We start from the raw sequence: 18,010 nt of genomic DNA, 5'->3' as shown, positions 1-18,010 counted from the left end.
GCGCAGGGTGATAGCTCGGGATAGTTTGTATCTCGTTGCCACAGAGCCTCAGCACGCGGCCGCACCCGCGCCGGCGTGTCGCAGGCTTCAAGGCGCATAACGGCTGTATGGCCGTGCCCTATCGCTCACAAGCTTCCTGCCGCTGACGCCGGCGGAAGCGAGCCACAGCAGGACTTAAGGACGTGAAGTTATGAAGCGCACGCTCAGCGCACTCGCCGCCGTGGCGGTCACCACCGCTACCGTGACGGCCCCAGCGTTCGCCGCCGAACCGGCAGCAAGCGTGGATGTCTCCGACGGGTCCTCCCAGGGCCCTAACGCCGGCGACATCGAAGTCAAGGAAGACTCCAAGGCCGACCTCTTCAAAGCATTCTCCGGGCTAATCGTTTCCACGGCCGGAGCCCTCAACGGGGCCTCCACCCCGGAAATCAACTCCACGCAGGACGGCTTCGATATCGTCCTCGATCCCTCCAGCATTCCTGGTCTCGCCGAGGCCTTCGCCCCACAGGGCGATCACTCCGGTCTCACCCCTATGCGCGGCCAGGATGCCAACGGTAATACCGTGGTCTTTCCGACCTCCGGTACTTTCACCTCTGGCTTTGGCCCACGGTGGGGTTCCTTCCACAACGGCATCGATGTAGCGAACCCAGTCGGCACGCCCATCTACGCCGTCATGGACGGAGAGGTCATCTCCTCCGGCGCAGCCCAGGGCTTCGGCAACTGGATCCGCATCCAGCACGACGACGGCACCATCACCGTCTACGGCCACATGCCCGGCGATCAGCTCTTGGTCAACGTCGGTGACCGAGTCACGGCCGGCGACCAGATCTCCGTCATCGGCAACGAGGGCCACTCTACCGGCCCACACCTGCACTTCGAAGTGCACCCGGGCGGCGGCGCAGCCGTTGATCCGGTGGATTGGTTCAGCGAGCGCGGCATCCTCATCTAAAGCTTTAAAGCTTTTCCATCGGCACACCGCCGATGAGCATGAGGCGGACCTTGCCCGCTGAACCGAAGTCCACGGTAACTGTCGCCCGCGCGCCGGTACCGGAGGCTTCGATGACCGTGCCCAGCCCGTACTTCGCGTGGTTGACACGGTCCCCCACAACTAAATTGAGATGGTTATTCTTCGGCATCGATGTTGCCGGAGCTGGCTTGCGCGAGCGCTGCGAAGGGGAAGACGCAGCGCCCCGCGAGCCATAGCCGCCCCCACGGGAACCAAAGAACCCGCTATCTGAGCCGAAGGTTCGCCCGTATTGATAGGAATCATCTCCACCCCACGCGCCGGACAGCGAGCTGTCTGGTTCTTCACGGCGCCAGTCGATGAGGTCCTCTGGGACCTCGGCGAGGAAGCGGCTGGCCGGGTTCGTCACCGGGTTACCCCAGGACGAGCGGAGAATAGCGCGCGTGAGGTAGAGCTGTTCCCTAGCGCGTGTAATACCTACGTAAGCAAGGCGGCGCTCCTCACTGAGCTCCTTCGGGTCCCCCAGGGAGCGCATGTGCGGGAATTGGCCATCCTCCCAGCCGGTGAGGAAGACAACGGGGAACTCTAGGCCCTTCGCGGTGTGCAGGGTCATCAACGTGACTACCCCAGACTCATGATCCGGAATCTGGTCAGCATCCGCCACCAGCGAAACCTTTTCAAGGAAGGCTTGAAGCGAGCCCGGCGCGGCTTCACCTTCCGAGAGCTCCGGGGCTTCCTCTGCATCTGCACCCAAGAAAGCCATCTCATTGGCCGCCTCAGAGCTGAACTCGCGCGCCACCGACACCAACTCGTTGAGGTTGTCGAGGCGTGCCCCGTCTTGCGGGTCATTAGAGTTTTCAAGCTCCGCGCGGTAGCCGGTGGCGTCAAGAAGCGCGTTGAGCAACTCCCCCAAATCCGGTTGACCCGTCACTTCGTTGACCATGCCCGGAATCTGCGCGCGCACGCCCTCCATCATCTCGTTGAATTTGCTTACGGCATTCACTGCCCGTGTGCCAAGCCCGGCAACCTTGCCCGCTGCCGCATCGCGGAGAGCAGCCCCAAAGCTAACACCAAGGTTCTCCGCGTGCAGAGCAATCTGTGCCTGTGCCTTGTCACCAATAGCGCGCTTCGGCACGTTGATAATGCGGCGCAAGCTCACCGTGTCATCCGGATTATCCATGATGCGCAGGTAGGCCACCAGGTCCCGGATCTCGCGGCGTTCGTAGAAACGCGTGCCACCGACCACCTTGTACGGGATGCCCGAGCGCACGAAAATATCCTCCAACGCGCGGGAGGCATTGTTGGTGCGGTACATCACCGCAATATCCGAATAGGCCGTGCCTTTATCCGCCAAGGAATCAATTTCCGAGGCGATATACCGCGCCTCGTCGTGCTCATTATCCGCCACGTAGCCGACAATTTGCTCACCCTGACCGTGGGCGGTCCACAGGTTCTTCTCGCGGCGACCCTCATTCTTCGCAATGACCGCATTCGCCGCGTTCAGGATGGTCTGCGTCGAACGGTAGTTTTGCTCAAGCAGAATCGTGTGCGCCTGCGGGTAGTCCCGCTCGAACTCCTGAATATTCCTGATGGTGGCTCCACGGAAGGCATAAATTGACTGATCAGAATCACCCACCACGCATAGTTCCGGGGCATCCGGCGGCAGCTCGCCCCGGCCCACCAAGGCCGAGACAAGCGCGTACTGCGCGTGGTTGGTGTCCTGGTATTCGTCGATAAGCACATGCTTAAAGCGGCGGCGATAAAACTCCACTACCTGCGGGTGCTGGTTAAAGATGCGCACCACTTCCCCGATGAGGTCATCGAAGTCCACCGCGTTCGCGGCACGCAGGCGGCGCTGATATTCCTCGTACACGCTCGCCACAGTGAGCTCGAAAGGATTCTTCGTCCTCTCTGCCTCCGCGCGCGCCTGCTCTGGAGAGATAAGCTCATTCTTGCGGTTGGAAATCTGATTCGCCAGAACACGTGCCGAGTACTTCTTGAGATCCAGCTGCATGTCCTTGGCGATCATGGTGAGCAGCCGACGCGCATCATCGCCGTCATAGATGGTGAAATTGGTATTCAACCCAGGCACCAGTTGGGCGTTATTACGCAAGATACGCACACAAATGGAGTGAAAAGTGGACACCCACATTCGTTCTGCCACAGGCCCGACAAGCTGGCCCACGCGCTCCTTCATCTCCGCGGCTGCCTTATTAGTAAAGGTGATGGCAAGGATCTGCCACGGGGCGACCCCGCGCTCGCGCATGAGATATGCAATGCGGCGGGTCAACACGGCGGTCTTGCCCGAACCCGCGCCGGCCACGATGAGCAACGGTGAGCCCGAATGCGTCACGGCCTCTTCTTGTTGGGGGTTTAATCCTTCCAGCAACGGATCAGAAGCCTGACCGGAAGGGGTATCCGCGTTGGGTCCGGGCACGGGGGAAAAACCACCGGCGGAGGCGTCGGTGGAAGGAGCGGAAGAAGAACGGGGCCTAAACGGAGAATTGTTATTCATAATGCTCTCCAACCTACTAGCACCACCGGACATTGCCTTCCCACACCACTTCCTACCGGCGAAGACCAACGTCACGACTCATAATTCCCCTTTGCTCGAACGTGGTGGCACAATCTGAAGACATGAGCGCTTCACAATCTGGCACCCCTGACTCGGGCTTGAGCCCCGAACACCACAACCCCAACGTCGTGGACAACGGCCTCGATATTCGTATGCCCTCGGGCACCGATGATCCACTGAGCGATGCCGAGATTCAGCGCTACCGCGAAGAAATCAACCGCCTCGACCGCGTTATTCTCGACGCCATCAAGCGCCGCACCGATATTTCCCGCACCATTGGTAAGACGCGCATGAGCTCAGGTGGTACCCGTTTGGTACACACCCGCGAAATCGCTATCCTCAACGAATTCCGCAGCGAGTTGGGCGAGGAAGGCCCCGCCATTGCCTCTGCCCTGCTGCGATTGGGACGCGGCAAGCTTGGCTAGCTGAGCGGCCCGCGGAATAATCCCCAACGCACGCGCCTCACGCTAGGTCGTGAGCTACTCTCTCCTCATGCGCTTTTTCTCTCGTCTCGCTGCAACTCTCGCCGCAGCTACTTCCGCCTTCGCGCTGACCGCCTGCAGCGGTTCTTCCTCCCACGTCGCTACCATCACCACCACAACCCTGAACCTTCCTGCCATCGGTGATTCCGGCCGCGCACAGAACTCCGGAACAAATAGGGGTTCGGAAGAAGTCCTCGACAGCGATTCTCTCTGGGATAACACCACTGAAATCCCCCAGGCGGAACGCCCCGATCCCCGCGTGGATCTGGCCCAACCGGAGGCAGCTGAGTACTTCATGACGGCTGGTGTTCTCACTCCGGGGGTCGCAATTTACAACGCAGACAGCAGCGGACGATGCTCCGCTGGTCATTTCGTTGGCGACGGCGAGCGCCTCTTTATCCTCACCGCCGGCCACTGCGGGGATCAAGGCGACACCTTTTTCTACAAGGATCGCGCTGGAGACAACGTGAAGATCGGCGAGATGGTGTTAGAGGCCCGCAATACCAATACGGACAGGATTAACTCAGCCGACATCGCGCTCATCGAGGTCTCCAACCCAGCCGCCCAAGTCTCGACGTCACCTGCTCTGAACGCGCCTTTGGCAGGATGGATGCCCCTTGAGGACGTTGCTTTGACGAAGCCCACAATTTGCCGCGCCGGCTCCACGCGAGGAGTCTCCTGTGGCAACTTCATCGACCGCCACGAGGATCAAGGGCTGTTTACTTTCGGCAATGACAGCGCCCCGGGAGATAGTGGCGGACCAGTCTATGCTTCCATCGACGGCAAGCTCTGGGCCGTTGGTGTGCTGTCCTTCGGCAACGACCAGGATCCCTCTGACGTCGAAGTGGGCGCCATGGAGATCGGAAACACGATGAAGCAATTCGATTTAAAGCTCTACGCCTAGTTCATCGCAGTGCAGCCTTCTGCTTCGGCAGCGAAGGGATTTCTGGACTACGGTGGACACAGTAAGTTTCATGTCTGCTACCTGCCAGAAAGGCTTTTGCAATGGACATCACCGCTCAGCCGCAGTGGGCCGCGCTCACCTCGCTTTTTGAGAGCAAAAAGGACCTCAACCTGCGTGAGCTTTTTGCCAACTCCACTTCCCGCGCCGCAGATTTTTCTTTCGATGCTGCGGGCCTGCACGTGGATCTGTCAAAGAATCTCATCGATGAGGAAGTCCTCAACGCACTGGTGGACCTCGCCCGCGCCGCCGACGTCGAGGGACGCCGCGATGCCATGTTCGCCGGCGAGCATCTCAACAACACTGAGGACCGCGCCGTGCTGCACACCGCGCTGCGCCTGCCTGTTGAAAAAGATTTGAGCGTGGACGGCCAGGACGTCGCTGCCGACGTCCACGAAACTTTAGGCCGCATGCGCGACTTCGCCACCGCGCTGCGCTCCGGCACGTGGCTGGGACATACGGGCCACACCATCAAGAAGGTGGTCAACATCGGCATCGGCGGCTCCGACTTGGGCCCGGCCATGGCCGCGAAGGCCCTGCGCTCCTACGAGGTAGCGGGCATTAGCGCGGAGTTCGTCTCCAACGTCGACCCGGCAGATCTCGCCGCAACTCTCGACGGGCTCGACGCAGGCTCCACCCTCTTCATCGTCGCGTCCAAGACCTTCACCACCCAGGAAACCCTAGCCAACGCTCACGCCGCGCGCCGCTGGCTCATTGAGCAGTTTGATGGTGACGAGTCGGCCGTCGCCAAGCACTTCGTTGCGGTCTCCACCAACGCGGAGAAGGTCGCGGAGTTCGGCATCGACACCCAGAACATGTTCGGGTTCTGGAACTGGGTGGGCGGACGCTACTCCGTCGATTCCGCCATCGGCCTGTCCCTGATGTGCACCATCGGCCCCCTGGACTTCATGCGTTTCCTCGAAGGCTTCCACGCCATGGATAAGCACTTCCGCACCGCTCCTCTGGAGCAGAACGTGCCGGCTCTGATGGGCCTGCTCGGCGTGTGGTACTCCAACTTCTTCGGTGCGCAGACCCACGCGGTGCTGCCTTACTCCGAGGACCTCGGCCGCTTCCCCGCCTACCTTCAGCAGCTGACCATGGAGTCCAACGGCAAGTCCGTACGCCGCGACGGCACTGCGGTGAGCGCCGGCACCGGTGAAATCTACTGGGGTGAGCCGGGCACCAACGGCCAGCACGCTTTCTTCCAGCTCATGCACCAGGGCACCAAGCTCATCCCGGCGGACTTCATCGGCTTTGCCCGCCCGAAGGAGGACTTCCCCACTGCCGACGGCACCGGCTCGATGCATGACCTGCTCATGGGTAACTTCTTCGCGCAGACCAAGGTTCTGGCCTTTGGCAAGACCGCTGAGGAAATCGCCGCTGAGGGCGTGGACGACGCCCTCGTGCCGCACAAGGTTATGCCGGGCAACCGCCCGTCCACCACCATTCTGGCGGAGGAGCTCACCCCGCAGACCCTCGGCGCGCTCATCGCACTCTACGAGCACATCGTCTTCACCCAGGGCATCATCTGGGACATCAACTCCTTCGACCAGTGGGGCGTGGAGCTGGGCAAGCAGCAAGCTAATGACCTAGCACCGGCAGTCTCCGGCAAGGAGGAAGCCGCATCCGGCGACGGTTCCACGGATGCTCTGATTGGCTGGTACCGCAGCCACCGCTAAGCACTGCTTGGCGACGTCCCCCGGCCGAACGGTCGGGGGTTCACGCGTTTTCAAGCGCTGATCGGAAGCTCGGATCGCCAACGCCGCGGAGGCCCTGTGGGCGTCCGCGTGGTGTTTTACCTTCCTGCGGGCATCCGCGTGTCTTTTGTGTTGCGTGGCGGTTTAGCTGTCGGGCGGTCCAAGTCCGTGCTGCGCGGCTTGATAGGCAACCTGGGCGGTGATTGGTTCTCCCCAGGGTGGGATGTAGTCCACATCACCTCGTAGTCGGAAGACGTAGCCGGCACCGGTGGGTTTCTCTGGGTCATCATCATTGACGCCGTTGTGATAAGCACACAGCATCGTCAGATTCGGCGGGTCGGTGGTACCTCCTGCTTTCCACGGAATGAGGTGGTGCACCTGGGCATAATCAGCAGGCTTATTACATCCTTTCCTGGCACAGGTGGGATGCTCAGCACTAGCCATCATGCGCTGCTCAAAACCGGCTAAGCGTTTCATGCGGTGCAGCCACACCGGCCCGATGGTGGGGTGGATGAGGGTGACGTAGCCGATCTCGGCGAACTTATAGTTCAGAAACTCCCGCCCTGTCATCCGTCCACCATTGGTCAGCTCTAGGACGATGTCATCGCCGTCGCCGCTGACAATCTTGTCGAGCTTGTCCAAGGTCACCACCACACTGGTGAATATGGCCGGTTTGGTTCCGCCGTGGGACTTGCTGAAGAAGACGTGTTTGGCTGCCTTCAACAGATTGTCCTGGTTGAGAGATTCTAGAACGCCGCGCATCTCGGTGACGGTCATGGGATCATCGGTAATGGTTAGCGAGTGCGGCCCATCAGCCCGGTAGGTCATGCGCACACCAGGTGTGGGCACGCGTTTGGGCTTGAGCTCTTTTAAGCGCTTGGCCGCCACGGCTGGGATGCTGTGGGCAGGTGTGCCGGCAAGCTTGAGGCGTAGGTTCCAGGCATGCAGCTGATTCTTCAGTTTCTTGGTATAGGACTCGATGAGGCTGAGTGTGGCCAGATCATGGCGTTGTTCGGCAGCTCGGGCTCGAGCTTGTCGTTGCTTACCCGTGAACTTCGTAGTGCCGAAGTAAATGTGGTTCAGGCGTGCCAGTTCGGCGGCGTCAGCAGGCGAAGCGCCGAGTGCGCGTAAACGTTTCTCGCCTCCTACCGCCAGCTCCACCAAAGAAATCCCCGAGTTGCGGTAGGAGAAATAGGTCTCTAAATCCCCCATGACCCAGAACACTAAAGCACCCTGACCACCCCCGCAACCGGAGAGAGAATCGTTAAAGCTTGATCATCGACTCCCAGCCGAAGGGGATCTCATCTGAGTCGACAATCTTGCGGCCGAACGGGAAGCAGGTCACCGGGATCATCTTTAGGTTGGCCCAGGCAACCGGAAGACCCACGATGGTCACGGCCTGGGCCGCTGCGGTGGTCACGTGGCCGATGGCTAGCCACAGGCCAGCGACCAGGAACCAGACAACGTTGGAGAACCGCGACATGCCACCAGTCCCCTTGATCGGCTGAATGACGGAGCGTCCGAAAGGCCACAGCGCGAAGTTGGCCATGCGCATCGAGGCCACGCCTGCGGGGATGGTCACGATGGGGATGCACGCCAGGATTCCAAGAAGGAAGTAGCCTAGGGCGAGGACAAGGCCACCAGTTGCCAACCAGATGATGTTAAAAATGATCTTCATACATCCCAGCCTAGCGGCGCGGCTGGCAGTGTGGGCACCACCAGATCACACGCTCCAACTCGCTCTCGTCACCGCCGGCGTCCACGCCACCCAGCGTGGATTTCTCAATGAGAGTGCCGCAGCGCCGGCAGCGCTGACGGTTGCGGCCAAAGACATACGTGGTCTCCCCCGCCCGCTTCACACCGGTGGTGACACGCACCGGCGAGTCCCGGTTAGCCCAGATGAGGCGGCGGGAGAGGGTGAGGATCTGGGGGACGTCGACAAGCGCTACCGGCGTCGCTGGATGAACGCCGGCCAAGAAACAGATTTCGGCGCGGTACTCGTTGCCCAAGCCCGCCACGTTGCGCTGGTCCAAGAGGGCCGCACCGATGCTGCGCTCCGTGCGGGTCTCGATGCGGCGCACGGCCTCCTCGAAGCCTCCTTCTTCCCATTCTGGCGCGAGGATGTCGGGGCCAAGGTGCGCCATGCGCTGCTCAAATTCGCGCGTGGGAAACACTCCCACGTGCCCCAGCCAGTGCCCTACCAGCTCGATATCACGCGGGGCGTTCTCCATCTGTAGCACTACGCGCGCGCTGTGGCCGGGCTTGCGCCAGCGGTCACCGGCGTAGTGGATGGCCCACGTGCCCTCCATCTTGAGGTGCGTATGCAGGATCAGCTCGCCGCCGAAGTCCATGAAGAGGTGCTTGCCATAGGGCCAGACTTCCTCGCACACCAGCCCGTCGAAACGCACGGTGGCATAGCGCGGCACGCGCAGGGAGGAGGAGGTCACGCGCCGGCCTTCCATAAACTGCAGCCGGTTCGACAACTGCAGTACAGAATCGCCCTCTGGCACAGTAGAACCTCCTCACCGAACGGGTGCCTACTCTACCGGCGCATCCTTTCCCGCACCGAATGCCAGCGCGCCCGGCTCCCACGGGGTAACCACGTGCTGCCGGCCTAGGTCTTCGATCCTCTTCACACCGAGCAGCTGCAGGGTGTTTTTAAACTCCTCCGCCAGCAGCTCAATGACGCGGTCGACGCCTTCCTTGCCGCCGGCCATCAGCCCGTAAAGGTAGGCGCGGCCGATGAGGACGAAGTCCGCCCCGAGCGCCAGCGCAATGGCGATATCGACGCCGGACATGATGCCGGAGTCGTAGATGATCTCCACGTCCGGGCCCACCTCGGTGCGCACGGCCTCCAAGGCTTGCAGGGTGTTGACCACGCGGTCGAGCTGGCGCCCGCCATGGGAGGACACCACGATGCCGTCGGCGCCGAGGTCGATGACCTTGCGGGCGTCCTCGGGGTTGACGATTCCCTTGACAAAGAGCTTGCCCTGCCAGGACTCGCGGATCCACGCCAGATCCTCGAAGTTGAGGCCCGGGTCGAACATGGTGTTGACCAGCTCGCCCAGGGTGCCGGTGGTCGAGGTCAGGGAGGCAAAAGTAACCGGGTCCGTGGTGAGGAAGTTGAACCACCACTCCGGGCGCCAGGCGGCGTCGAAGACGGTGCCTGCGGTCAGGCGAGGTGGGATGCGCATGCCGTTGCGAGTATCGCGCAGCCGCTGGCCGGCCACGGGCGTGTCCACGGTGACCACCAGGGTGTCATAGCCGTTGGCCGCCGCGCGTTCGATGAGCTCTTGGCAGGCGGAGTGGTCCTTCCACAGGTAGAGCTGGAACCAGCGGCGGCCGCTATTGCCTTGCGACGCCGCGACCTCCTCCACCGAGCGCGTGCCCATCGTGGAGAGCGTAAACGGGATGCCTGCGTCGCGGGCGGCTTGGGAACCGGCGTCCTCGCCTTCGGCGTGCATGAAGCGGGTAAAGCCGGTCGGCGCAATGCCGAAGGGCAGGGCCGCGGGCTCGCCGGCAATCTCGGTGCTTAAGGAAATGTCGTGTGCGCCGTTGAGCACGTTCGGCATGAGGCGCACGTCGCGGAAGAAATCGCGGGATTCGCGGTAGCTGACCTCGTCGCGGGCTGCGCCGTCAACGTAGTCGAAGGCGGCCTTGGGTGTGCGACGCTTGGCAATCTTGCGCAGATCCCACACATCAGCAGCCTCCGCCAGGCGGGCTACCCGGCGGTCGAGGTTGGGTGCTTCGAACCGCATGAGGTTCTTCAGCTCGGACACGTTAGGCAATTGGCGCTTCAGCCGCATGGCGACAAGACTCCTTTTCTATCGGACTATCAGCTTCTGAGGTTAGACCTAGGAAATGCGCGAAGCCGAAAAGCTGCGGATTAAGATTCAGCGCCGGCGGCGGCGCGGGCGGAAGCCACCCGGGCTCCCCGGTGTATCGGGCGCACCCGGGTCCCCCAAGTCCTCAGAAGCTCCGTTCTCCGGATCATCGAAGGACAGTTCCTCCATCGCCTCGACGGCGCGACGCCCACCGCGACGTGCGGGACGGTAAGGTTCGGCGGAGCGCGCGGCTTCTCCAGAGTGGCCGTGCTGTCCTGCACGGCCGGAAGAGGCGGTGTGGGCAGATCCAGTAATCCGCACGCCCTTCGGGGTCAGTGCCGCCCCCAGTGCGCGCAGCTCACCGCCCAGCTTCGACTCGAAGATGGGCCGCCCGTTTGCCTTCTCGATGACCAGCTTGCTCAAGCGTCCGGCGGCCACCAGCTCGTTGAGGCCCGCGAGAACTGCGGCAAGTACCTCGGTGCGCTCGATACCCTCGGGCAGAGCGTTAAAGAACGTCGTCAGCGTCTTCCCGCCGCGGGTTAAGTGCGCCACCGGCAGGCCATCCATGAGCACCACCAAGGCACCCGCGGCGCGGGTGGGGCGGGCCGCGGATTCGCCGACATCAGTTGGCGGCCAGGGCAGCGCCGCGCCATAAGGGTTGGCGGGGTCCGTGGCGGCCAGGACATACGTCTGCGGCTCGCGAGTTCCGGAGGGCCAGCCCGTAACATCGGGGGAATCATCCACCCCGCGCAGGCGATCGATGACCGCAGGCGTGGAGAACTGCGCCGCGCCCAAGCCCTCAATGACGTAGCCGCGCATCGCCTTGCCGGATTCCTCGAAGCCGGAGAGCACCTTGTAGGCCAAGGCGAAGCCGCCGAGGACATCCTCGGCCACCACAGACCCGCGGGTAAGCACGCCGTAGCGGTCCAGCCAGGCCTCGCCGTGCGCGATGGAACGCGAGGTTGCGTCCGTAGCAGCTGGAACGGAGAGCGACCAGCGTCCCACCACGTCCGGTGCGGTCGGTGTACCGGAAGCATTGTGTGCTTGCGCAAAGGACGTGCGCCCCATGCGCAGGCGCGAGCGCGTTGGCCGACGCCGCGCGCGATGCGCCGCACGCCCGGCGCGCCCACCTGCGGCCAGGTGGGCCCGGATAGGAGCGAAGGAATCGGGGCTGACCAGACCTGCTTCCACCAAGCCCCAGAGCGCCTCCCGGACCTCCTCGGGTGTGCCGCTGAGCTGCGGTTGAATATCGGAGATGAGGTAGCTGCCGCCGCCCTGCAGGGCCTCGAGCAACTGGGTCTGCAGCAGGGACACGCCCGCTTCCTCCGCAGAGACCTGCGGGGCGAGCTGTGCGGCATAATCCACCGGCAGCAGCATGATCCACGGGTCGTTGAAGCCGGCCTTGCCCGCGCCGACGATGAGGACTTCGCCACTGGCGGTGAGTTCATCGAGCATCGTCGGCGAATAATCCCCGACGCGCGCAGGAAGGATGAGGCTCTCCCAGGCCGAGGCCGGCAGGCGCACGCCGGCCAGCTGCTCGATGACGGCGAAGACGCCGTCCACCCCACGCAGCACTGGGCGCCGGCCCACCGCGGCTACCTGCTGCCAGTCCGGCAGGAAGCGCCCGAAGGCCTCGGGAGAAACAGGCTGCGTGGCAGCTCGGGCAGCCGCCAGCGAGCGCGAGCGGATGACCTTGAGCACCTCCGCCGCGCAGTACTCCTGTTCCTCCACGCCTTGCCGGTAGTGCCCCGCCAGGATGGAATCCAGCCCATTCAGCGTCGAGTGCGCCCCCGCGGCTGACAGGCCAAAGGCCTCCTGCACTTCGCGCGCCACAAAGGGCCCGCGCGTGCGCGCCCAGCGGCTAACCAGCTGATCGACGGCATCGGTAATCGTGGCCTGCTGTGCAGGAATACCGGGCGGAACGGGGATGCCGAGACCGTCGCGAAGCAGCGGCGCATCGAGCGCTTGCGCCACGTGCTCGCGGCCGTTGATGCGCACCCGCATAATGCGTGCACCGAGCGCATCGAGTGCGCTGAGTGGCACCGTGGCGTGCGCACCGAATTCCTCGACCGGGATGGGGCCGAGCACGCGCAGCAGGTCCGCGACCTCCTCAGTGGTGCGCGCCTGACGTTCCGGAGTGGTGCGCTGCAGCTGGGCGTGGACTTCGGCGATGATGGAGCCGTCGAGAAGCTCGCGCAGCTCCACCGTGCCCAACAGCTTCGCCAACAGCGCCGAGTCCAATGCCAAGGCCGCTGCGCGCTTTTCCGCTAGGGGCGAGTCCCCCTCGTACATGAACGCGCCGGTGTAGTTGAACAGCAGCGAGGACGCGAAAGGCGAAGGCTGCTCCGTGGTGACCTCCGCGATGCGCACGCGGCGGTGCGCCAGCTCCCGCATGACCTCCGTGAGTGCTGGCAGGTCATAGACATCCTGCACGCATTCGCGCACGGTCTCCAGGATGATGGGGAAAGAGGGGTAGTTGCGGGCGACGTCGAGAAGCTGCTCCGCGCGCTGGCGCTGCTGCCACAAGGGCGCGCGCTTGCCCGGGTTGCGCCGAGGCAGAAGCAGCGCTCGCGCCGCGCACTCCCTAAACCTAGAGGCGAAGAGCGCGGAGTTTCCCACCTGTTCGGTGACGATGTCCGCTATCTCATCGGCGTCGAAAAGAAACAGCGAAGCATCCGGGGCCGCCTCGCCCTGCGGCAAGCGCAGCACAATGCCATCATCGCCCGCCACTGCCTGCGCATCCATCCCGGTGCGCTCCGCCACGCGCTGCCCCACCGCCAGCGCCCACGCCGCATTCACCGGCCGGCCAAACGGGGTGTGCAACAGCACGCGCCAATCCCCCAGCTCGTCCGTGAAGCGCTCCAGCAGAAGTGTCTTCTCATCCGGGATGAGCCCGGTGGCCTCGTTCTGTTCCTGCAGGTAGGCGGCGATATTGCGCCGCGCGTTCTCATCCGCACCGCGCACCACCGACGGATCCGCGAGCGCCTCCCGCCGGAATGCACCCAACGCCTTGCCCAGCTCATAGGGACGCCCAGTTTGGTCACCGTTCCAGAAAGGCAAACGCCCGGTGTGCCCCGGCGCGGGTGTCACCAACACCTGGTCGCGCGTGATCTCCTCCACACGCCAGCTCGTCGCACCGAGGGTGAAGATATCCCCCACCCGGGTTTCATAGACCATTTCCTCATCGAGCTCACCCACGCGGCGCGGCGCGGAACCAGCCTCACCAGTACCCACCAGGAAGACGCCGAACATGCCGCGGTCCGGGATGGTGCCGCCGTTGGTCACCGCCACGCGTTGCGCGCCGGGGCGCGGGGTGAGCACGCCCGTCACGCGGTCATAGACCACCCGGGGTTTGAGCTCCGCAAAATCCGTCGACGGGTACACACCACTGACCAAGTCCAGAACGGAGTCGAAGACCTCGCGTGCTAGGTCCTTATAGGGCCAGGCACGGCGCACGGTGTCATACCAGCTGTCGGCCTCGAGGCCCTCGCTCGTGCTCGCGCTTGCCGACGCCACCACCGCCGCCACCGTCTGCTGTGCCAAGACATCCAACGGGTTGCGCGGTGCGTGCATCTCCTCAATGAGGCCCTCCTCCATGCGGGCGACGGTGAGTGCTGATTGCACGAGGTCCGCGCGGTGCTTGGGATAGAAAGAACCATGAGAGACCGCACCCACGGAGTGCCCGGCGCGACCCACACGCTGCAGACCAGAAGCCACCGAGGGTGGGGATTCCACCTGCACCACCAGCTCCACCGCGCCCATGTCGATGCCCAGCTCCAGGGAGCTCGTGGCCACCACGGCCTTGAGCGTGCCTTCCTTGAGCATCGTCTCCGTCAGCGCGCGCTCGTCCTTGGACACTGAGCCGTGGTGCGCCCGAGCAATCACGGCAGGTGCCTTACCGGCAACATCCACCTGCTTCATCAGCTGGGCCGGGTCGCGCCGGGTGGCTGGGCTCAAGGACTCTGGATCGTGCTCCTGAGCATAGAGCTCGTTGAGCCGGCTGGTAAGCCGCTCGGCGGTGCGGCGCGAATTAACGAAGACGAGGGTGGAGCGCTGCTCCATGATTTCGGCGTAGAGCTCTTCTTCGATGAAGGGCCAGATGGACTTCGCTGTGGGCAGTGCAGAGTCTCCTACCCCGCCCTCTTCCTTGCGTTGCGCGTTTACGCGCAACGCGTCTTGGGGGCCTTGGGTGATGCCAAGGGGGTCGTCGACAGTCGCCTCCCCGATGGGCGAGCCTTGCTCCGGGGTGGGCAGGTCCGACATGTCCTCGACCGGCACGTGGACGTCGAGCTGCCAGCGCTTCTTGGCGGGCGGTGCGATGATGTCGACGGGACGGTCGCCGCCCAAGAAGTTGGCGACAGCACTCAGCGGCCGCACCGTAGCCGACAATCCAATGCGTTGAAACTCCCCGGCGATGAATCCGAGGCGCTCCAAAGTCAACGCCAGGTGCACGCCGCGCTTGGTGCCGGCCAGGGCATGAATCTCATCGATAATGACGGTATCAACCGTCTTCAAAATCCCCGCAGCCTTCGAGGTGAGCATCAAGTAGGCCGATTCCGGCGTGGTGATGAGGATGTCTGGTGGCTTGCGCACCTGGCGGGCACGCTCTGCCTGCGGGGTATCCCCCGAGCGCACGCCAACGGTAATATCCGGCACCTCCAGCCCCAGCCGCTCGGCGGTGCGGGCGATGCCGTTGAGAGGGGCGCGCAGATTATTCTCCACGTCCACGCCCAAGGCCTTCAGCGGTGAGATATACAGCACTCTCACGCCATCATGAGCGCCCTCGCGGGAAGGCTCATTGCTCAGCGGCAGCGCGGTTTGGCCCTCGCGCTCCACCAAAGAATTCAGCGCCCACAAAAAGGCCGCGAGCGTCTTACCAGAGCCGGTTGGTGCCACAACCAGCGCATTCGCACCACCGGAAATCGCCTCCCACGCCTGTTCTTGGACTGGAGTGGGGGCAGCAAAAACGTCCTGGAACCACCCGGCTACCTGCGGGCGGAACTTCGCCAGAACGTTTTTAGACATGCCCTACTGTATCGCGCGCGCTAATCTGGTCACTATGACCGTTGAGATTTCTGATTCCCGTCTAACTAATTCCCTCGCCGCTGGCTGCGGTGAGATCCTCAAAGGCGTGCGCAACGGTGGCCTGCTGCGTGGCTTGGCGCTGGGTGATGCCGGCGATGAAGCCGCTCAGGAATGGATCGCCCGCGTCCTTGAACAGCACCGTCCGAAGGACGGCGTCCTGTCGGAAGAAGCTGCCGATGACTTGAGCCGTCTAAAGAAGGAACGCGTGTGGATCGTTGACCCGCTCGACGGCACCAAGGAGTTCGCTACCGGCCGCCAGGACTGGGCCGTCCACATCGCGCTGGTGGAAAACGGCACCCCCATCCACGCGGCCGTCGGCATGCCGGACATGGGCGTGACTTTTAAGTCCTCCGATGTGCGCGCGGTAACGGGCCCGCTGTCGAAGAAGTTCGTGGTTTCTCGTAATCGTCCGCCGAAGGTAGCGGATTACGTCGCGGAGAAGATGGGCTTTGAGACCGTCGGCGTGGGCTCCGCGGGTGCGAAGGCCATCCACGTGTTGTTGGGTGACTATGACGGATACATCCATGCCGGCGGCCAGTACGAGTGGGACCAGGCCGCCCCGGTGGGCGTGGCTTTGGCCGCGGGCCTGCACTGCTCGCGCCTGGATGGCTCCCCCATCAAGTTCAATAACGAGGACACCTTCATCCCGGATCTTCTGATCTGCCGCCCGGAGCTGGCAGAGGAGATTCTGGAGCACGCCGCCGCCTACGCGGAGGCCAACGGCGGGTACTAACCCCACGCGCGTGGCACGGACGCAAGAGCGCTATCATGGCGACCATGATTGAGACTCCGTACGAGGACCTCCTGCGCCGCGTCCTCGAAGAAGGCGCGCCCAAGGGCGACCGCACTGGCACCGGCACCCTCTCCCTGTTCGGTGCCCAACTTCGCTATAACCTGGCGGAGTCTTTTCCCCTGCTGACCACCAAGAAGGTCTACTTCCACGGCGTGATTGGTGAGCTGCTGTGGTTCCTGCGCGGCGACTCCAACGTAAAGTGGCTGCAGGAGAACAAGGTCCGCATCTGGAACGAGTGGGCCGATGAGGACGGTGAGCTGGGCCCTGTCTACGGCGTGCAGTGGCGCTCCTGGCCCACTCCGGATGGCCGGCACATCGACCAGATCCAGGTCGCCCTGGACACGCTCAAGAACAACCCGGACTCGCGCCGCAACCTGGTCTCCGCGTGGAACGTCTCTGAGCTGGACAAGATGGCGCTCATGCCCTGCCATCTGCTTTTCCAGCTCTATGTCGCTGACGGCAAGCTCTCCATGCAGGTCTACCAGCGCTCGGCAGACATGTTCTTGGGAGTGCCCTTCAACTTGGCTTCCTATGCCGCGCTGACCCACATGTTTGCCCAGCAAGCAGGTTTAGAGGTAGGCGAGCTCATCTGGACCGGCGGAGATTGCCACATCTACAACGACCACATCGAGCAGGTTAAGGAGCAGCTCTCCCGCGAGCCCCGCGAGTACCCGCAGCTCAAGCTCCACAAGTCTGAGAGCCTCTTTGACTATGACTTCAAGGATTTTGAGGTCATCGGCTACGACCCCCACCCCACCATCAAGGCACAGGTGTCGGTCTAATGCTGGGCGCAATCTGGGCCCAGTCCCTCGACGGGGTCATCGGTGACGGCGTGGTCATGCCTTGGCACGTGCCGGAGGACCTGAAGCACTTCAAAGAAGTGACCATGGGCGCGCCTGTCATCATGGGCCGCAAGACGTGGGAATCCCTCAACCCCAAGTTCCGCCCACTTCCGGGCCGGGACAACATCGTGCTGTCCAGCCATGAACCCGGCGAGTGGTCTGCGGGCGCCACCGTGGTGGATAACCTCGATGCCGCGCTTGATGCCACGCCTGGCGACGCCTGGATTATCGGCGGCGGCCAACTCTACAACTCCGCTCTCGACCGCGTGGACACCATAGAGCTCACCCTCATGGGTGTGCAGGTCGGCGATGCCTACGGCGACGATGCCGTGCACGCCCCCTCCGTACCGGATGAGTTCAGCTTGTCTGCCGATAGCGACTGGCTGACCTCACAGTCCGGACACCTCACCATCCCCGGCCAGCCGCCTAGCGAGCTGCCGATGAAATACCGTTTCCTCACCTACGACAGAAAGGCTGCTGCCTAATGAGCACTAACGTTGCCGCTCCCGAAACCACTGAGCACGTCACCATCTTCTTTGCCGACTGGTGCCCGTTCTGCCAGCGCCTCATTTCCGCACTCAACCGCACGGAGACCCCGCACGCGCTTGTCGACGCCGAAGCCGAAGGCACCGAAGACATCAACGCGTGGATTGAGTCCGTCAACGACGGCAACCGCATCGTGCCCACCGTCCTCTACTCCGACGGCACCCACGCCACCAATCCCGCTGCTAGCGAGGTCCGCGCCAAGTACGCGGAGCTGGCCAGCGAATAAGCCCCCCCCCCCCCCCCC

14 protein-coding genes are annotated in these 18,010 nt (G+C 63.3%); 8 read left to right on the top strand and 6 right to left on the bottom strand.

All coding sequences use genetic code 11. The annotated features are described in order from the left end of the window. The first annotated feature begins 190 nt into the window (after window positions 1-190). Complete coding sequence (locus tag HMPREF2943_RS02100) at window positions 191-946, top strand: M23 family metallopeptidase (protein ID WP_070710665.1); 756 nt, start codon at window positions 191-193, stop codon at window positions 944-946. A 4-nt stretch (window positions 947-950) separates the two neighbouring features. Here HMPREF2943_RS02100 and pcrA read toward each other — a convergent pair whose 3' ends face one another. Next, the gene (gene pcrA / locus HMPREF2943_RS02095; RefSeq protein WP_070710664.1) at window positions 951-3,476 is read right to left on the bottom strand and encodes a DNA helicase PcrA; all 2,526 of its coding nucleotides are present in this window, start codon (window positions 3,474-3,476) and stop codon (window positions 951-953) included. Window positions 3,477-3,598: 122 nt separating this feature from the next. Here pcrA and HMPREF2943_RS02090 point away from each other — a divergent pair, with 122 nt between their 5' ends. From HMPREF2943_RS02090 to pgi, 3 genes are all read left to right on the top strand, one after another. Beyond that, entirely contained in the window at window positions 3,599-3,961 is a 363-nt protein-coding gene (locus HMPREF2943_RS02090; RefSeq protein WP_070710663.1) for a chorismate mutase, read from the top strand. A 67-nt stretch (window positions 3,962-4,028) separates the two neighbouring features. Then, entirely contained in the window at window positions 4,029-4,922 is an 894-nt protein-coding gene (locus tag HMPREF2943_RS02085; protein WP_070710738.1) for a trypsin-like serine protease, read from the top strand. A 101-nt stretch (window positions 4,923-5,023) separates the two neighbouring features. Then, window positions 5,024-6,658 (top strand): glucose-6-phosphate isomerase, encoded by a 1,635-nt coding sequence (gene pgi / locus HMPREF2943_RS02080; protein WP_070710662.1) that lies wholly within the window; start codon window positions 5,024-5,026, stop codon window positions 6,656-6,658. A gap of 162 nt (window positions 6,659-6,820) precedes the next feature. Here the strand turns inward: pgi and HMPREF2943_RS02075 are convergent, their stop codons facing one another. The 5 genes from HMPREF2943_RS02075 to HMPREF2943_RS02055 form a co-directional block, all read right to left on the bottom strand. Further along, window positions 6,821-7,888, bottom strand: a complete 1,068-nt coding sequence (locus HMPREF2943_RS02075) for an HNH endonuclease signature motif containing protein (protein ID WP_246817247.1) — start codon at window positions 7,886-7,888, stop codon at window positions 6,821-6,823. 52 nt (window positions 7,889-7,940) lie between these two features. Continuing rightward, window positions 7,941-8,354 carry a YccF domain-containing protein gene (locus tag HMPREF2943_RS02070; RefSeq protein ID WP_070646073.1) on the bottom strand — a complete coding sequence of 138 codons (414 nt, stop codon included), beginning with the start codon at window positions 8,352-8,354 and terminating at the stop codon, window positions 7,941-7,943. Between the two features lie 10 nt (window positions 8,355-8,364). Then, window positions 8,365-9,186, bottom strand: a complete 822-nt coding sequence (locus HMPREF2943_RS02065; RefSeq protein ID WP_070710660.1) for a DNA-formamidopyrimidine glycosylase family protein — start codon at window positions 9,184-9,186, stop codon at window positions 8,365-8,367. A 27-nt stretch (window positions 9,187-9,213) separates the two neighbouring features. Next, complete coding sequence (locus tag HMPREF2943_RS02060) at window positions 9,214-10,482, bottom strand: alpha-hydroxy acid oxidase (protein WP_070710659.1); 1,269 nt, start codon at window positions 10,480-10,482, stop codon at window positions 9,214-9,216. Window positions 10,483-10,569: 87 nt separating this feature from the next. Next, window positions 10,570-15,525 (bottom strand): Lhr family ATP-dependent helicase, encoded by a 4,956-nt coding sequence (locus HMPREF2943_RS02055; protein WP_070710658.1) that lies wholly within the window; start codon window positions 15,523-15,525, stop codon window positions 10,570-10,572. Between the two features lie 34 nt (window positions 15,526-15,559). On the opposite strand from HMPREF2943_RS02055, the gene HMPREF2943_RS02050 reads away from it, so the two are divergent. From HMPREF2943_RS02050 to HMPREF2943_RS02035, 4 genes are read left to right on the top strand one after another with little or no spacing between them, the layout of a single operon-like run. After that, window positions 15,560-16,318, top strand: a complete 759-nt coding sequence (locus tag HMPREF2943_RS02050; protein ID WP_210399709.1) for a 3'(2'),5'-bisphosphate nucleotidase CysQ — start codon at window positions 15,560-15,562, stop codon at window positions 16,316-16,318. Window positions 16,319-16,353: 35 nt separating this feature from the next. Next, the gene (locus HMPREF2943_RS02045) at window positions 16,354-17,160 is read left to right on the top strand and encodes a thymidylate synthase (RefSeq protein WP_070710657.1); all 807 of its coding nucleotides are present in this window, start codon (window positions 16,354-16,356) and stop codon (window positions 17,158-17,160) included. Further along, window positions 17,160-17,705: a dihydrofolate reductase gene (locus tag HMPREF2943_RS02040; RefSeq protein WP_070710656.1), complete on the top strand. Its 546-nt coding sequence runs from the start codon at window positions 17,160-17,162 to the stop codon at window positions 17,703-17,705. Before HMPREF2943_RS02045 ends, HMPREF2943_RS02040 begins: the two co-directional genes overlap by 1 nt. Beyond that, window positions 17,705-17,992 (top strand): glutaredoxin domain-containing protein, encoded by a 288-nt coding sequence (locus tag HMPREF2943_RS02035; protein ID WP_070710655.1) that lies wholly within the window; start codon window positions 17,705-17,707, stop codon window positions 17,990-17,992. The genes HMPREF2943_RS02040 and HMPREF2943_RS02035 overlap by 1 nt, the downstream gene beginning before the upstream one ends. Window positions 17,993-18,010: the final 18 nt, after the last annotated feature.

This window comes from Corynebacterium sp. HMSC072D12 (assembly GCF_001813925.1).
GTDB classification, from domain to species: Bacteria; Actinomycetota; Actinomycetes; order Mycobacteriales; family Mycobacteriaceae; genus Corynebacterium; species Corynebacterium aurimucosum.
The sequence above is the reverse complement of the archived record's forward strand: the minus strand, read 5'-3'. Positions and strand labels throughout refer to the sequence as shown.